The following is a 16,123-nucleotide window of genomic DNA, read 5'->3' as shown; positions in this document are numbered from 1 at the left end:
TATCACATTTACTTTAGGCAAAAAATAAAAAACACAGCCAAAGCTTGCTTTTTCACCCCGTGTCAAAAATTGATTAAGTGGTTGATATTAAAAAATTAAAAACCATCCACGTTGCTTTACCTTTAATGCAAATGAGAGCATAAATAAACGAATCTATACCTTGGACTTCCAAAAAATCACCATAAAAAGTCAAGCACACTTTACACGCTATCACGCTGCCCTATTAGTTGACATTATGACAACCAAACACAACTTGCCGATTTACTTGTTGTCTCTAGCGTCAATACGATCGAAACGGGTAAGTTTGATCCCAGCTTGCCTTTGGCTTTTAAAGCTGCACGCTTGTTTAAATTCCCAATAGAACATATTTTTGAAGACGAACACTAATCAGGTACATACCTAATCAACTGGAAGATACGGATTTAAGCGCATCTTCAGGTTGCTTGAGTATTACAACCCCCGTTGCCATTCGTGCCGTAACGGAATCATCCCTTTCAATGCTTGTTCAATTTGCGCAATAAGTAACGGTTTGTCTTTGCCTAGCACACCTTTAAGCACCAAATAATTTGAGGCATGATCAGAACGAAATATCGTTTTATTTAAGTTAAGGTGGCTCAACAGAGTGTGCATTTCATTAAGCAGGCCGACTTGATCTGGCAGCACAAATTGACCATCAAATGCATTGTCCATTCGTTGTGTACCTAGCGGCAATGTCACTACTAGTGTTGATAAATAGTCAGGTTGTGCGGCATTCATCAGTGCGGCAGATGCTATCGCATGTTGCTGAGACAATTTAACCCCACCAAGCCCCATTAAAATCATTACCGACGATTTGATCCCCGCTTGTGATATTTTTTGTAACGCAGCTAACGAGGTGGTAAAGGTTTCGCCCTTGTTGATACGTCTTAAGACTTCATCATCACCACTTTCGCAACCGACATACAAAATAGACAAACCAAGTTGCTGCAGCTCATATAATTGCTCAACGGTTTTGTTGGTTAAATTACGGGGTAAACAATAACTGCTGATCCGCGTGACTTGGGGTAAATGGGTGTTAATCAGTTCACAGATGGCTTTTAATCGATTAAAGGGCAAACTCATTGCATCGCCATCGGCTAAAAACACTCTTGTAAAAGCGTAGCCCGACTGGGCTGCCGTTATAATATCTTGTTCAATTTTATCCAGTTTTTGTGCTCTAAATTGTTTTTGTGGTTGCGTGTACATATCGCAAAAACTGCATTGATTCCAACTACAGCCATTGGTCACTTGTAATATAAGTGACTTCCACTCTGAAGGAGGCCTAAACACTGGTTCAATATAATCAAGCATGCAAGGATCCATTATTCTAACCAAGTAAATTGTTAACTGACCAACAAAATGAAGATTTTTTATACTAAAAAGGGATAAAAAACTTTCAATCGAAAGTTTTATTGCTATAGTAATTCTAGCTAAAAAAGCAACACGTTATAAACCCAAACGCTTATGTAAGCATTGATATTAATTTTTTAAGCTGATTATAAACTTAGGTATAACAATCATGACTCAAGTTGCATATCAACTAAATGAGCGCCGTAACCAGGAAGCGATCAAGCACGATGAACACTGGGATTTAACCACGGCTGATCAAAAGCTGGCACTCTATGACTTACATCGCTTTGGCTATCGATTACTGTTTGTGCGCCACTTGCCCACCGGGCCTGTTGCTATCATCAGTCAGCAAGACGACATTGCTGCGATATACGCTGATGGCGAAGTCGACCTTCGCCCTAAAATTACGTTACGTAACATGCATTAATAAAAACTACACACATGTAGGTTTTATTATTAGCTAAGATTTACGAGTCAGTTTATATACCGCTTCATTTAACCAAGGGACTTGCTTATTCACAAAACGTGGATTGTCAGCCAATACGTCGACACACTCTAATAGTTCAACCTCAAAATAGGGTGCTAAATGAGTTTCAACCCAATCTGGACTAACAGCAAACGGTGGGCCTTTGAGGGTGTCTTGTGGGTAATCGAGTGTAATTAATAAACCACTCACACTAGCAGGAATTAACTTAGCAAGTGCATTTGCATATTGCTGGCGCATGGTCTCTGGCCAGGCAATCAACGCTGCTCGGTCGTAAAAACCGCCAATTTTTTTAGTAATATCGTGGGGTAAAGTAAAAATATCACCTTGATAAATACACACTTCATCTGCGCTAAACAAACCATGTTCACCCACATTATTAACTTGATACGTTAATTGATTGTAGGTAAAAAATTGCTCAACAGCCAGTGGGTTTAATTCACAACCTAACACCCTATGACGCTGCTCTGCGAGGTAACACATATCAAGTGATTTACCACATAAAGGAACAAAAACTTCAGTTTGTTCTACCAAGCCTAATTGCGACCAATACTTCACTAAAAATGGATTGACTTGTTGCTGGTGAAAACCAATTTGTTGTAATTGCCATTTTTCATGCCAAAAGCTAGGTTCCATGTGTGTCTCTTTTGTCTAATTACCTAAATTGCAGGTTACTTTAAAGACTAAAAAAAACAGATGCAACTACTCAGCTTTGGCTTTACCGTCTAGGGTTAATTGTACCTGCCTTAACCAACGGCAATTTTCGCACTGACATTTACGACGAGACATATGATGCGGACTCAAATTTGAGTCAATAAAATCTACCGCAATAAGTAATTGCTGCTTGAGCTCATCGACTGATTTCATTTCAAGTGCGACCATTTCATCATTATGATTAATCCACAGGCACTCTTCTCCTTGATGACAGGTAATACATTCTTCATCGCTGTGATTGAAAAATACTGCATGTGGGCAGTGAGTGACTTCCATCGATTGTAAAATACGGGCTCGAGGAAAAGTAAATAACTGAATAAGCTCTGCTTTATCAATATTCGGCATGGTGACCTCTGCTAAAAGCGTTAAATGATCTTATGGTTAATACTACCTAGAGTAAATTGATTTTGATTTGATGTAGGTCAAGATTTACATATCGTCTTTTTTTAGCTAGGGATCGAATTTTTTTAGCTAGGAAGCGCTTGCCGCACATAGGCGAATCAAGGTTTAATGAAGATAAACGAAAAGAGGAATCACTTTGCAAACACCACAGCTGCAGCACTTTTACATCAATGAAGAGCAGTCAATCTACTTACTCAGTGCCAATGATGCGCGTAAGCACAAAGCGTGGGTGCGTTTATGTAAACAACAGCTTAGTAAATTGGGATACCAACAAATTGAATTTATTGGTAAAGGTGCCTATGGTTTTGTGTTTGCAGGTATAAATGAATTTGGTCAGTCACATGTGTTTAAGTTTTCGCGCGTTAACTTACCACAAAGCGTCCAAGATAGGCTTGAAGAAGAAGCTTATATGCTCAGCCAGGTGAAACACCCAAATGTACCCAGTGCAATTAAATTTGAACGCGTTGGTAAGCAGGGCATCTTAGTGATGGAGCGAGCCATTGGCGAAGATCTCGATAAAATTTGCCAGCGCTTAGGTGCACTTCCACCGGTTATGGTCGTGAGTATCGCCAGGCAACTCGCCAATATTTTGTATTATTTGCGCAAGGGCAAACCTTTAGTTCACGGCGATATAAAACCCTCAAACTTGGTTTACGACATTGAAACAGACAAACTGTCGTTGATAGATTGGGGGTCAGCCGTGTTTGCGCAGCGTGATGAGCATAACCGAGCAGTCGATGACAACGTCATGTCGTTATTATCGAGTGACCAACAACACACAAATGCTCGCATGGGAGATGTGTATTTTATTGGCGAAGAACAACTTAGCGGAGCATTATCTACCCCAAGGTTTGACGAACAGGGCGCAGCGGCAACCTTATACGCTTTGGCGTCAGGGCAAATCAGTCGTTTTGGGACTAAAGTTATCCCAGCAACCAGCATAGGCTTACCAATCGAACTGGCTAAAACATTAGATGCCATGCTGTGTGACGATGCAGAACGCCGCAATCTTGCCGGAGACTACTTTTTAACGAGTCTTCGCCACAGTCATCGTATGCATTTACCCATATTGCCAGAACCGCCCTTAGTGCCCGACATTCCGGTTTGGGTGCAACCTAGACCTAAAATCGTTGAGACGGTGAGTTATAGTTCGCGTAAGTCTTTTTTAAAAGAACACAACACTCAAGATCCTATCGCCAAAATGGATGATGTACAGTTAGAAAAATATTACCGCAATTTTATGGCTGGCATGGGCGACACAGAAAAAGGATTTATTGCCGCCGTAGGGAGGATCGCTCAATACCCAATCGTAGGCGGCCTTGTTATTCATTGGCAAGAATCAGGCGTATTTATCGACTCAAACCTCGCAATATACGACCCAAACTGTAAGGCTCCGCTCACGCTTGCGGTTAATAATATGGTGACGATGGCACGAGGTATTAAACGCATTGGTGTATTTAAAGCGTGTTTTTTTAATGCTAAAGACACCCTACATTTAGAGCGTAAAACCGCCGAGCACGAATATAAAATAACTGGTGAGTTTCAGCTACCTTTTGAAGTAGGAGATGTCCCTACCTTGGAAGATAAATCGCGTTTGCATTCCTACTTTGAAGATGGAAAAGATCCTGAAGAAAACCTTGAGCTACCGGCAGAGATCATGACAGAGCTTGGCGGGTTAAACCAAATACATCATACTGGTTGTATTATTTTTGAAGCATTACCCAACCACTTAAAAATACACAGTTATTTGCGCTTACTTAACCCACGCAAGCAGGCCGCTTTCAGAGCATGTCTTGACCGTATTATATCCCACGCTAATAAAATACAAGGCCATGGAATTTCAGGGTTTATGAAACTGCCTTATCGCAACACTCGCCAATTTAGCCATCTCGATCGAAGGGCAGATCGCTTCTACCCAAAAAATCCTAAGGCGTTCGATCAACAAGAACATAAAAAATAACAATGCGACTTTTATCGGCCGCATTTTAACGATTTATTTCTGGTTAAATTGGCGATCCAGGAGGCATGGTTGCAGGCTCATTAATGAGCCTAAATTTAGCATTATCCAAACCTGTAACAATCCCTTTATGCAACCAATCATAATGTGCTGATTGATAGTCACTGCCACGGTTACTGCGACGCTTTAGTTGCTTCACAATATAGTCAAATCGCGCTGCTAACTGAGCCTGAACTTCAGGCGCTGTTTTTACATTATGATAAGCCGCTAACATTGCATCGACCACCACGGCATTAACGCGCATTTGTATCGCTAACTCTCGGCCGTTGGGCAACTCTTGATATAGACTTTTTGCAACCAACTTGTCGATCAATTTGACCACCGACAGTTGAGAGCGGTCTTCCATGTAGGCTTGATTCACTCGATTTAAACGTTCAGGAGTCAACAATAAAGTCGTAATATGACGGCTCATCATTTCTGCCATCGTGACGGGATCGATCACCACCCCAAGCTTGGATGAGAAACTTTCGCGAGTTTTGCGGTAATTACCCGCTTTGGGCACCAATACTTGTAGCACATTGGCTGGCATTATTAAGCTGCTACTTTGTAAGCTGCCTAACAAACCATCTAACGCATCAAACTGTTTTTTAGGCGCAACATAACTCCAACGAACCCCAGAACCAACCTGCTGATAGCTATAATCAGTACCACCAATCCATTTAGCAGCTGCCTCAATTTGGTAGCGGGTCAGCAAATAGATTGGCACAACAACATCTGCTAATTCGCCATTAGGCTCACCCGTTAACAATGCATCAGAATTAAACTCATTTAGCGCTTTTAGGCGAACGCTCTCTAAACGTAATAATTCCGCCACCGCATCGTTACCACGATCCCATAAACTGGCATAGGCATGGCTAGCACTGGCTTGACGAGAATCTGCCTCACCAATATATCGAAAGCCTTTTTCTAGTGACGATGCCAGCAACGTTTGCGCTTGTGCCGCAGACCCATAACCATAAGCAATGGTGTATTTATCCCACTCTCCAATCCCTTCGCGATAAGGCTGGCTAATATCAATTTTCTCAGCTTCAATGCTAGCGTAAGGATGTGGGTAATCCATCACAGATGCATTGTCATTGGTCGACGCGGCAAAGTTATGGTCTAAACCAAGGGTGTGACCAATTTCGTGGGCAGACAATTGACGAATACGCGCAAGCGACAATGCCATTGCGGCTTCACTTGCGGCTTCTCTGTCTGGCCAGCCTGCGGTTAACCCTCTGGCAATAAGATGATCTTGGCGCACCCGAAGGCTACCTAAGGTAACGTTTCCTTTAATGATTTCTCCAGTACGCGGGTCGGTCACCGCAGCGCCATAAGACCAACCGCGCGTCGCACGATGCACCCATTGGATCATGTTGTAACGCACATCTTGCGGATCGGCCCCTTCAGGCAATAATTCCACTTTAAAACCATCAATAAATCCTGCTGCGCTAAACGCATCTTCCCACCAGCGCGCACCGGCTAACAATGCACCTCTGATTGGCTCAGGCACACCAGGATCAAGATAATACACAATGGGCTTTACGACTGGGCTGGGCGCGTCACCTGGCACCTTTTTTTGTAATCGATGCTTTAATAGGTGGCGTTGAACTAAGGGCTGATCAACAGCAGTTGAGTAGTCGATGTATTGATCTGATAAATAGCCGCTCATTGGGTGGTAAGCACGCGGCTCAAAACCTTCATCTGGCAACTGTATAAAAGAGTAACGCAATCGAACCGATAAAAACTTACCATCTGGCGTCACTTGAGCCACTTGCTCTCCGGCTTTAGCGGCATTAAATGTCAGGTTAACATCAACGTCAGCATTACGCTCAAACGATTTAATACCCTGAGGTAAAATAACAGAGCGAGTTGAGTCTAGGTGATATTGCCCTTGCTTTGTTGATTCAAGTACATCGGCAACACCGTGTAAATCGTTAATCACTAGGTCATTAATAGCCACAATGGCATTTTTGCCTTCAACTAATTTACCGCGCCACAAAATAGACTCAGCAAAGGCTTGAGTGACAGCTTGTTGCTCTGCGACATTTTCGCTTGAAGCGCGATAATCGGTGTTCAGTTGTTTGAGGATTAAATAAGGGCCATGTTGCTCAAACTGTACCATGCGTGTCCGCCCTAGTTGACCGCGGTCTAAACCGATATCATTAGAACCCACACCATGAGGTAAGCTGGTGAGCATTAAAAAAGGCTGATTGAGTTTATTGGCCTCAAGATACAACTGACCGGCCTGCTTATCATAAAACAGATTGATAAAGCCTTTAGCTGCTTGTGCTTGCTTAATAATGTGTTGTGCAGGATCGCTTGCGGCAATCGCAGCCTCTGAAAGCAATGTTGCCGGTGCGATTGCCAGCAAACATGCCAATGAAATACTGCGATGCATCATAAACTATCTCCCTGTGATGAATATCCTAAAAGCTAAAAAATACAGCAATCTAACAATGTATTATTAATCATTTATTGATGACTATTTTTATAAGAAATCCAATGTGACAATGTTTCAAATAACTCAGTTAACACAATGGGCTTGGTTATGTGCGCATTCATTCCTGCCGCTAGACTTTTTTCGCGATCGCCAGACATAGCGTGTGCGGTCATGGCGATAATCGGCATTTGCTCTTTGCTGTAACGCTTACGTAACTCTGTCGATGCGGTTAACCCATCCATCACTGGCATTTGAATATCCATTAACACAGCATCAAAGGGTTTTGAGTCAATAACATCTAGCGCTATTTGGCCATTATCGGCAATGACAACATCATATCCTGCACTTTTAAGCAGCTCTGAGGCCACCTGCTGATTAATAAAGTTATCTTCAACTAATAGTACCAAACCTGCATGCTGGCTCGGCTCATCAGTTTCAATTGTATTGTTCGAGTTTAACTTAGGCTCTGTTGCAAAAGCATTGATAATTTCATCAAATAAATCAGAAGCTTTAAATGGTTTTTGCAATATGGCATAAACGCTGTTTTTAGCCAGTTCAGCATCCAGTGGCTCAGCCGAGTACGCGGTCATCAGAATCACTATCGGTCGTTTAGCAATAATGCCATCACGTACCATGTCATCTAACCCTTTAATCACATCGCAGCCACTCATCTCAGGCATTATCCAATCAAGCAACAGTAGATCGATTGGTTTTTTACGCAAAATATCGAGCGCTTGTTGGCCGCTATCTGCGGTGTCTACCCCAAAGCTAAAGTCTTGCATTAAGGTGGAATACATCTGCAAAGCACTTGGGTTATCATCGACAACCAAGGTAGTTAAGTTATTGAGCTGCTCTGGCACCACAAGTGGCTCTATGACCTGTTCTTCGGCTATTTCGAAACTAATGGTAAAGCTAAATGTGCTACCAACACCGACTTCAGATTCAACCTGCATAGTGCCACCCATCATCGACACTAAATGTTTACTAATAGATAAGCCTAAACCAGTACCACCATATTTACGTGTTGTTGAGCCATCGGCTTGAGAAAACGCATCAAACAACATGGCTTGTTGATCTTTATCTATGCCAATGCCTGTGTCGCGTACCCAAAATTTCATCGTGATCCGATCATCACGCTCACCCACATCCTCACAACCAAGTTCAACTTCGCCTGCTTGGGTAAACTTCACTGCATTAGACAATAAATTAACTAACACTTGGCCTAAACGTAGCGGATCGCCATTCAAAATTAAACCCGCTGTTACAGGCGCATACAATAGCAACTCAACGCCCTTTTCCTGGGCTTTTATTGCATTGATATCAATAACATGATCGAGCACTTTGTCTAACGGAAAAGCAACTCGTTCTAATTCTAATTTGCCTGCTTCTATCTTAGAGAAGTCCAAAATATCATTAATAATGCGTAATAATGATTGGGCCGAAAAACTCGCTTTATTAAGATAGTCTTGCTGCTGAGCTGTTAACGTTGTGCGCTGTGCCAGCTGGACCATACCAATAATCGCATTCATGGGGGTGCGAATTTCATGGCTCATGTTAGCCAAAAATTCACTTTTGTACATATTGGCTAACTCGGCATCTTGCTTGGCTTCTAACAAGGCGACTTCATTTTTCTTTTGTTTGGTAATATCTTTATGTGTGCCCAAGATACGTTTGCTTCGTCCGTATTCACTAAACTCCACCGCACGCCCACGCGACAACACCCAAGAATATTCGTTATCTCTACCCAACATTCTAAATTCTATTTCGTAAGCACCTTTTGGGTTCTCTACATATTGCTTGCGATACAACTGCACACGTTCGCGATCATCAGGATGGAGTAACTTATCAATTGAGGCCAATAACGGCGGAAAATCATTCGCCCGATAACCTAACATCGAGTAAAAAGCAGGGTTACAAATGATCTGTTCAGAATCGATATACCAGTCCCATAAGCCATCTTCTACCGCATCCATCGCCAGGTGATAACGCTGCTCTGACATACGTAACTCTTCTGCGGCATCATGTTCTTTGGTGATATCACGCCACACTGAAATTAATCCTAATAACTCGCCTCTGCGGTTATAAAACGGTAATTTTAAAGTGTCGAATAATATAGATTTGCCTTCAACGTTAACTCGCTCCGGATAACGTACCGTTTGTTGCTGACTAAGCACTTTTTGGTCTTCTTCGCGAATGGTCTCACCTTTTTCGGGGCTAACAACTTCAGACGAGGTTAATCCAATAATCTCGTTTTCGCTGTAACCTAGCATCCGCTCAGCCGACTTGTTGCAACCTAAGTATTTGCCTTCTTTATCTTTAAATACAATCGCTTCAGGAATAGAGTCAATAAGCGAACGAAGGAGTGCATATTCGCGTTCACGCCGTTCAGTAGTTTCACGCAAGCGCTGTGTCCGTCTTGAAACAAGGTTATCAAGGCGCTTATTTTGCTCCGCTAAATGATGAGTATATTGACGGTTTTCTTCAAAAATGCGGCTTACCAAAGCAAACCAGGGCTCCCAACCCGGCGTGATTTTTTGTGGCGGCCTAATCGGTTCTTGTGAACAAGCTTCTAAATGAGTAAGCAATCTTGACGCAGGACTAACAAAAGCACGCCGGGTTTGCCAATGCACAATGGTGACCAACAAAGACAACGCCAAAACCACCAATAAAAAACTCAGCTGTAACTTGTCCCACGAATCTTTAAATAAATCATCTTCATCTTGTAGGTATAACAGGCGCCATGGCGCGTTATGTAAAGCGACTGAATGTATGTAATAGCCATTGCGTAAAATCCCCTCATGGGCATCGAATAGCTCTGATTCAGACAAAGAGTGTAATGCAGCTGGAATACGCTGGCTGATGTGATACACCTTATTCAATTCATTTGAGTCAAAATCACTGTGCGACAAAATATTATTTTGCTGATCAAGTAAAATCACCGTGCCTTGCATTTTAAAATAAGTACGAATTTGTTTATCAAGTGACGACAAGGTCATATCAAGGTTAATCGAACCAATAAACTCATCTTGCAAATACACAGGTAAACCAAGGGTAGTAATTAAGCCCTGATGAGCCGAGTCAATATAGGCTTCACTCCAAAATACGCTTCGCTGCGGGTTCATCGCAGGTGTAGAAAGTTGGAATTGCTTTTTGTTGAGCAGCTCATCCCTAAAGCGTAAGTCGTTATCGCCCCAAGGATAAAATGACATCATTCTGCGTTTAGAGATGTAATAAATTGATGAGGCTTTTGGCGCAGCTTCTTTAGCAACAGGAAAAGACAGCGATAACTCAAACAGCATTTCAAGTTCTTGATAAAAACTGTCAGAACGCTCACTTAACGAGCCTGCACCGGTAATCCGCCCCATGTTGGTAAAAGGCACGTTACTATTAGCGTAATTTGGCTCTAGGGTGAAATATTGGCCATCTTCGTTAAATCGCTCGTATTGTGGCAGTCTGTCTTTGCGAACAAATTCACCAAGGCGCAAATGATCAACGGCAACATCTCGCAAACTTTTAACCGCACGAATACTCGATTCAAGGAGCAAGTCAATTTGTAACACATGCCGAGCGACTTGTTCTTCACGCTGCTGAATTTGTTGCTCTTTTTGGCGCTCAAACATCATTCCGGCCGATAATAAGGCCATTACAATCACCCCAATATAAGTGTAAAACACCGCCTGGTTATAATTGCGTTGAATGGGAGATTTTAGTTGTAAATCTTGCTCAGTTGGTTTCATTAACAACCCTTGATACAGCGAAAATAATGCGCTGTCGAACCAATAACACCAAAAAAATAGGCAACAAATAAACGAATGATTATGATATCAGGAAGATACGCTCAAGCACATGTAATAATGACCGATTAATGACTTGTCCAACCTCAGAATCGGTAATGTAATAATAGAATAAAAAAAGATAAAAAATAAATAAGGTTACCAAGGCAACCTTACTGTCTTAAAGATATTGTCACTGAACACTGCGCTATTGTTATAAATGCTCTTCAGCAAACTCAGCTAAGCGTGAACGTACCACGCCATTTAGGTAAATATTGGCACTGCCTTCAAAATCTTTAAATCGCTCCACCATGTATGTTAAACCAGAGGTCACAGCAGTTAAGTAGGTCGAATCAATTTGCGCTAAATTACCACTGCAAATGAGTTTAGTCCCCTCGCCCATTCGGGTGATCATGGTTTTTATTTGCGAGGCTGTTAAATTTTGGCACTCATCTAAAATAACCACTGAATTTTGGATAGAGCGCCCACGCATAAAGTTAATCGACTTAAACTGAATATTGGCTTTTTCCATAATGTAATTCACGCTACCGCTTGGGTTAACATCATGTTTATGTAGCACCTCAAGCGTGTCGGTTATTGCGGCTAACCAGGGCGCCATTTTCTCCTCTTCGGTGCCAGGTAAAAAACCAATGGACTCAGCAATTTCTGGCGTATTACGCGTCACAATCACCTTATCGTACATTTTACGCTCAACCACCAACTCCAAGGCTGCCGCCATGGCGAGTAACGTTTTACCGCATCCTGCTGGCCCAGTTAAAATAATCAACTCAATGTCGGGATCAAGCAGAGCATCAAGGGCCATGCCTTGGTAAATATTTTTAGGTTTAACCCCCCACGCTTCATGATGTAACAAACGATCACGGCCACGATCGATAATCTCTAGGTTTTTATCTGTCTTACTGGCAATCCTTGCACAAAAGTCTGAACCTTCATCAATAAGATATTGATTCAAGTAATAGTTTTCACTTCCCAAATGTTCCAAAGGCACCTTGTGTACAGTATGTCGACCTTTTCGCTCAGTCGATACCTTATCGACATTTTGCCAAAAATCACCGGAAAATTGATAAAACCCTTTAGCTAAGAAGCGAATATCATCAATCAGCTGATCGGTGCGATAATCTTCAACACGCTCAATACCGGCTCCTTTAGCCTTTAAGCGCATATTGATGTCTTTAGTGACAAGAACGACTGTGCGTGGCGAATGAATTTTTTGTAAATGCAGTGCGGTATTAATGATGCGGTTATCGTTATTGTCACCGGGAAGTGAGCCGATAATAAATTCAATTTGATGGTCAGGAAATATGGATAAATGGCCAGAGACTTCGGTGTGTTCTTCGCGGGTGGGTAAAGCAACGCCTTTTAAAATTTGCTCCGGTGTTGTCGGGCCGCCAAGAATATCCTCCAATGCTCGTATGGCGACTCGAGCATCGCGACTCACATCGCGCTTTCGGTCCTTAATGCTGTCAAGTTCCTCTAAAACAGTCATCGGGATAATTACGTCATGTTCTTTAAACGAATATATCGCTAAAGGTTCATGCAGTAACACGTTGGTATCCAGTACAAACAACTTTTTGTCGTTTAGTTCCATGGCGCCTCCAGTGTGCTCTCAATCAATTGATGTCAATGTATCGACTTAAACGCTTAACATAAAAGGATAATTTACTTCATTATTGAAAACAGGCAGTCATCTTTAGCAACCGACTTACCTAAAATAACTATGACATTGGCTGCCCAATAACTCAATAAAATATTCACGCCTTATTACCCATAAAAGGTTAGCAGCCCCTAAACACTATGACGTCAATGTGACAGCCAAATGTCACTTTGTTGTAAAAACACCCAACTAACAGATAAATCGATGCTAGAATTTCAATCTGCATGGGTTTGGTTTAACATACGCCCCCTTTTTGTTTCCCCCGCTTCAAATAGAGAATAAAAGATGCCTTTTGCTTTAGGTCAACGCTGGATTAGTGATACCGAGTCGGAGCTCGGATTAGGAACCGTCGTTCAAATTGAAGGCCGCATGGTTACGCTGCTGTTCCCTGCCACTGGAGAAAACCGGATGTTTTCTCGCAGTGAAGCCCCCTTAACTCGGGTTATCTTTAACCCTGGAGACACCGTTGAAAGTGGTGAAGGTTGGAGCATCACCATCAATGAAGTTGAAGAGAAAAACCAACTGGTGATCTACCACGGTATCCACAGCGACACTCAAGAAAACGTTAGCCTGCGCGAAACAATGCTCAGCCATAATATTCGTTTTAATAAGCCACAAGACCGCTTGTTTGCAGGACAAATTGATCGCTTAGAGCGCTTTGGTGTACGTTACCAATGCCAGCTATTACGCCATAAACTAGCCACATCAGATTTACTGGGGCAACAAGGCCCGCGTGTTGGTTTGATTGCTCATCAGCAGTGGATTGCCCACGAAGTTGGCCGTCGTTATGCACCGCGTGTATTACTGGCCGATGAAGTCGGCTTAGGTAAAACCATTGAAGCGGGTTTGATTATTCATCAGCAGTTATTAACCGGTCGTGCTGAGCGTATTTTAGTTATTGTGCCAGACACACTGCGCCATCAATGGTTAGTTGAAATGCTGCGCCGCTTTAACTTGCGTTTTTCTGTATTTGATGAAGACCGCTGCGTTGAAGCCTACGCTGACAATGACAACCCGTTTTATACTGAACAATTGATCATTTGCTCACTTGACCTACTGCGTAAGAAAAAGCGCCTAGAGCAAGCCTTAGATGCAGATTGGGACTTAATGGTCGTCGACGAAGCGCATCACCTAGAGTGGTCTGAAGACGCACCAAGCCGCGCCTATCAAATCGTTGAGTCATTAAGTGAAGTGGTACCGGGTGTTTTATTACTTACCGCAACGCCAGATCAATTAGGCCATCAAAGCCACTTTGCGCGTTTACGTTTGCTCGACCCTGATCGTTTTTACGATTACGACGCATTTTTAGCTGAAGAGTCAAGCTACAAAGACGTCGCCGATGCTGCAGAAGCATTAAGTAAAGACAGCAAATTGCCCGACAGTGCGATTAATAGTTTAACCGAGTTACTCAGCGAAAAAGACATTGAACCAAGCATTCGCTTAATCCAGTCAAAAGATGTCGATAGCGAGTTACAACAAGCGGCCCGCCAAGAGCTATTACAAGAGTTACTCGACCGCCACGGTACAGGCCGCGTACTTTACCGTAACAGCCGCGCCTCGGTAAAAGGTTTCCCTAAGCGTTTCTTTAATGCCTACCCGCAAGAAATGCCAGAGCAATACGTTACCGCCGAGCGGGTTAATGCCATGATGGGCAGCGCGAAAACAGCTCAGGCTAAAGCAATACAAGCCCTAAGCCCTGAAAAGCTTTACCAAGCCTTTGAAAACGACAGTGCCAGTTGGTGGAAGTTTGACCCACGCGTAGATTGGTTAATTGAATTTTTAAAATCGCATCGCAGCAAAAAAGTGCTCATCATTGCCAGCCAGGCAGAAACAGCATTAAGCCTTGAAGAAGCCTTACGTACCCGCGAAGGGATCCAAGCCACCGTATTCCACGAAGGCATGTCGATCATTGAGCGTGATAAAGCCGGTGCTTACTTTGCCCAAGAAGAAGGCGGTGCACAGGCACTAATTTGCTCTGAAATCGGCTCTGAAGGACGTAACTTCCAATTTGCAAGCCACTTAGTGCTATTTGACTTACCGCTCAACCCAGATTTACTTGAGCAGCGTATTGGTCGTTTAGACCGAATTGGCCAACAAAACGATATTCAAATACATTTACCCTACTTACGCGACACAGCGCAAGAGCGTTTAATGCGTTGGTATCACGAAGGGCTTAATTCATTTGAATTAACCTGCCCAAGTGGTCATGTTCTGTTTGGTGAATTTGCCGATGAACTCATCAACGTGCTCAGCAACGATGACGAAGATGCCATGGTGCAATTACTTAACCATACGCAACATCGTTATAAAGAACTCAAGCATGCCATGGAGCAAGGCCGTGATAAGCTGCTCGAAATCAACTCGCATGGTGGCGAGCGTGCTAATGCGTTAATCCAACGCTTGTCAGACAGCGACAACGACACCCAATTAATTGGATCAGTGATCCGTTTATGGGACATTATTGGTGTTGATCAAGAAGATCGCGGTGAAAACTCGATTATTTTGCGACCAAGCGAGCACATGATGTTCCCTACGTATCCGGGGTTACATGAAGACGGTGTCACAGTCACCTTTGATCGAAATACCGCCTTGTCCCGCGATGATATTGCGTTTATTTCGCAAGAACATCCATTAGTGCAAACAGGTCTAGATTTAATCACCGGCTCAGAAACTGGTACCACTAGCGTAGCCATTCTTAAAAACAAAGCACTGCCTGCAGGCACATTGTTTTTAGAACTGATCTACATGGCTGATGCATCGGCACCTAAATCAACACAGTTGTACCGTTATTTACCGCCTACGCCCATTCGCGTATTGCTCGATAAAAACGGCCTCAACATGGCCGATAAAGTCGATTATGCCAGCTTTGATAAACAACTCAGTGCGGTTAATCGTCATATTGCCAGTAAGCTGGTCAATGCATCACAGCCAATATTGCATCCGCTATTTGCAAACGGTGAAGAGCATGCAAAACAAGCACTTGGTGATTTAGTCACCAACGCTCGTGCTAAAATGACCCAGCAATTAACCGGTGAGCTTGAACGACTTGAAGCGCTCAAAGCCGTTAACCCGAACATTCGCGAAGATGAGCTAGACTATATTCGCAATCAAATGGTCGAGTTAACGGGTTACATGGACAATAGCCAATTACAGCTTGACGCCATTCGCATGGTATTAGTGAGCCACGTGTAAACACTTTGATGACAAGATAATATTTAGTGCTTTGATAATGCCCTGTTTTCAGGGCATTATTGTTATTAAATTATGG

9 protein-coding genes and 1 pseudogene are annotated in these 16,123 nt (G+C 42.8%); 4 read left to right on the top strand and 6 right to left on the bottom strand.

Features of this window, described 5'->3' with window-relative positions:
* Positions 1-243: 243 nt before the first annotated feature.
* Positions 244-387, top strand: a pseudogene (locus tag K8B83_RS05330) (helix-turn-helix transcriptional regulator); the annotation flags it as partial.
* A 63-nt stretch (positions 388-450) separates the two neighbouring features.
* Here the strand turns inward: K8B83_RS05330 and K8B83_RS05325 are convergent.
* Positions 451-1,329 (bottom strand): radical SAM protein, encoded by an 879-nt coding sequence (locus K8B83_RS05325; RefSeq protein ID WP_188736278.1) that lies wholly within the window; start codon positions 1,327-1,329, stop codon positions 451-453.
* A 208-nt stretch (positions 1,330-1,537) separates the two neighbouring features.
* Here K8B83_RS05325 and K8B83_RS05320 point away from each other — a divergent pair, with 208 nt between their 5' ends.
* Positions 1,538-1,795: a hypothetical protein gene (locus K8B83_RS05320; RefSeq protein WP_188736276.1), complete on the top strand. Its 258-nt coding sequence runs from the start codon at positions 1,538-1,540 to the stop codon at positions 1,793-1,795.
* A gap of 33 nt (positions 1,796-1,828) precedes the next feature.
* On the opposite strand, the gene K8B83_RS05315 is transcribed toward K8B83_RS05320, so the two are convergent.
* Both K8B83_RS05315 and K8B83_RS05310 read right to left on the bottom strand, forming a co-directional pair.
* On the bottom strand, positions 1,829-2,488 hold the full coding sequence (locus K8B83_RS05315) for a thiopurine S-methyltransferase (protein ID WP_188736275.1): 660 nt from the start codon (positions 2,486-2,488) through the stop codon (positions 1,829-1,831).
* A 66-nt stretch (positions 2,489-2,554) separates the two neighbouring features.
* Positions 2,555-2,911 carry a hypothetical protein gene (locus K8B83_RS05310; protein WP_188736273.1) on the bottom strand — a complete coding sequence of 119 codons (357 nt, stop codon included), beginning with the start codon at positions 2,909-2,911 and terminating at the stop codon, positions 2,555-2,557.
* Positions 2,912-3,104: 193 nt separating this feature from the next.
* Here K8B83_RS05310 and K8B83_RS05305 point away from each other — a divergent pair, with 193 nt between their 5' ends.
* Positions 3,105-4,928, top strand: coding sequence for a protein kinase domain-containing protein (locus tag K8B83_RS05305; RefSeq protein WP_188736271.1), 1,824 nt, complete (start codon positions 3,105-3,107; stop codon positions 4,926-4,928).
* A 43-nt stretch (positions 4,929-4,971) separates the two neighbouring features.
* Here the strand turns inward: K8B83_RS05305 and K8B83_RS05300 are convergent, their stop codons facing one another.
* The 3 genes from K8B83_RS05300 to K8B83_RS05290 all read right to left on the bottom strand — a co-directional run bounded on the left by K8B83_RS05300 (position 4,972) and on the right by K8B83_RS05290 (position 12,789).
* Positions 4,972-7,368 carry a zinc-dependent metalloprotease gene (locus K8B83_RS05300; protein ID WP_188736269.1) on the bottom strand — a complete coding sequence of 799 codons (2,397 nt, stop codon included), beginning with the start codon at positions 7,366-7,368 and terminating at the stop codon, positions 4,972-4,974.
* A gap of 71 nt (positions 7,369-7,439) precedes the next feature.
* On the bottom strand, positions 7,440-11,144 hold the full coding sequence (locus K8B83_RS05295) for a response regulator (protein ID WP_188736267.1): 3,705 nt from the start codon (positions 11,142-11,144) through the stop codon (positions 7,440-7,442).
* A 250-nt stretch (positions 11,145-11,394) separates the two neighbouring features.
* Positions 11,395-12,789: a PhoH family protein gene (locus K8B83_RS05290; protein ID WP_188736265.1), complete on the bottom strand. Its 1,395-nt coding sequence runs from the start codon at positions 12,787-12,789 to the stop codon at positions 11,395-11,397.
* A 351-nt stretch (positions 12,790-13,140) separates the two neighbouring features.
* Between K8B83_RS05290 and rapA the strand changes: the two genes are divergently transcribed.
* Positions 13,141-16,047, top strand: a complete 2,907-nt coding sequence (gene rapA / locus K8B83_RS05285) for an RNA polymerase-associated protein RapA (protein WP_188736263.1) — start codon at positions 13,141-13,143, stop codon at positions 16,045-16,047.
* Positions 16,048-16,123: the final 76 nt, after the last annotated feature.

Source organism: Shewanella inventionis, from assembly GCF_019931735.1.
GTDB classification, from domain to species: Bacteria; Pseudomonadota; Gammaproteobacteria; order Enterobacterales; family Shewanellaceae; genus Shewanella; species Shewanella inventionis.
This window is presented reverse-complemented; position numbering and strand designations above follow the sequence as displayed.

Coding starts and splice junctions, on each gene's coding strand:
- K8B83_RS05295 (WP_188736267.1), bottom strand. CDS start 11,144: ATGAAACCAACTGAGCAAGATTTACAACTAAAATCTCCCATTCAACGC.
- K8B83_RS05300 (WP_188736269.1), bottom strand. CDS start 7,368: ATGATGCATCGCAGTATTTCATTGGCATGTTTGCTGGCAATCGCACCG.
- K8B83_RS05310 (WP_188736273.1), bottom strand. CDS start 2,911: ATGCCGAATATTGATAAAGCAGAGCTTATTCAGTTATTTACTTTTCCT.
- K8B83_RS05315 (WP_188736275.1), bottom strand. CDS start 2,488: ATGGAACCTAGCTTTTGGCATGAAAAATGGCAATTACAACAAATTGGT.
- K8B83_RS05320 (WP_188736276.1), top strand. CDS start 1,538: ATGACTCAAGTTGCATATCAACTAAATGAGCGCCGTAACCAGGAAGCG.
- rapA (WP_188736263.1), top strand. CDS start 13,141: ATGCCTTTTGCTTTAGGTCAACGCTGGATTAGTGATACCGAGTCGGAG.
- K8B83_RS05290 (WP_188736265.1), bottom strand. CDS start 12,789: ATGGAACTAAACGACAAAAAGTTGTTTGTACTGGATACCAACGTGTTA.
- K8B83_RS05325 (WP_188736278.1), bottom strand. CDS start 1,329: ATGCTTGATTATATTGAACCAGTGTTTAGGCCTCCTTCAGAGTGGAAG.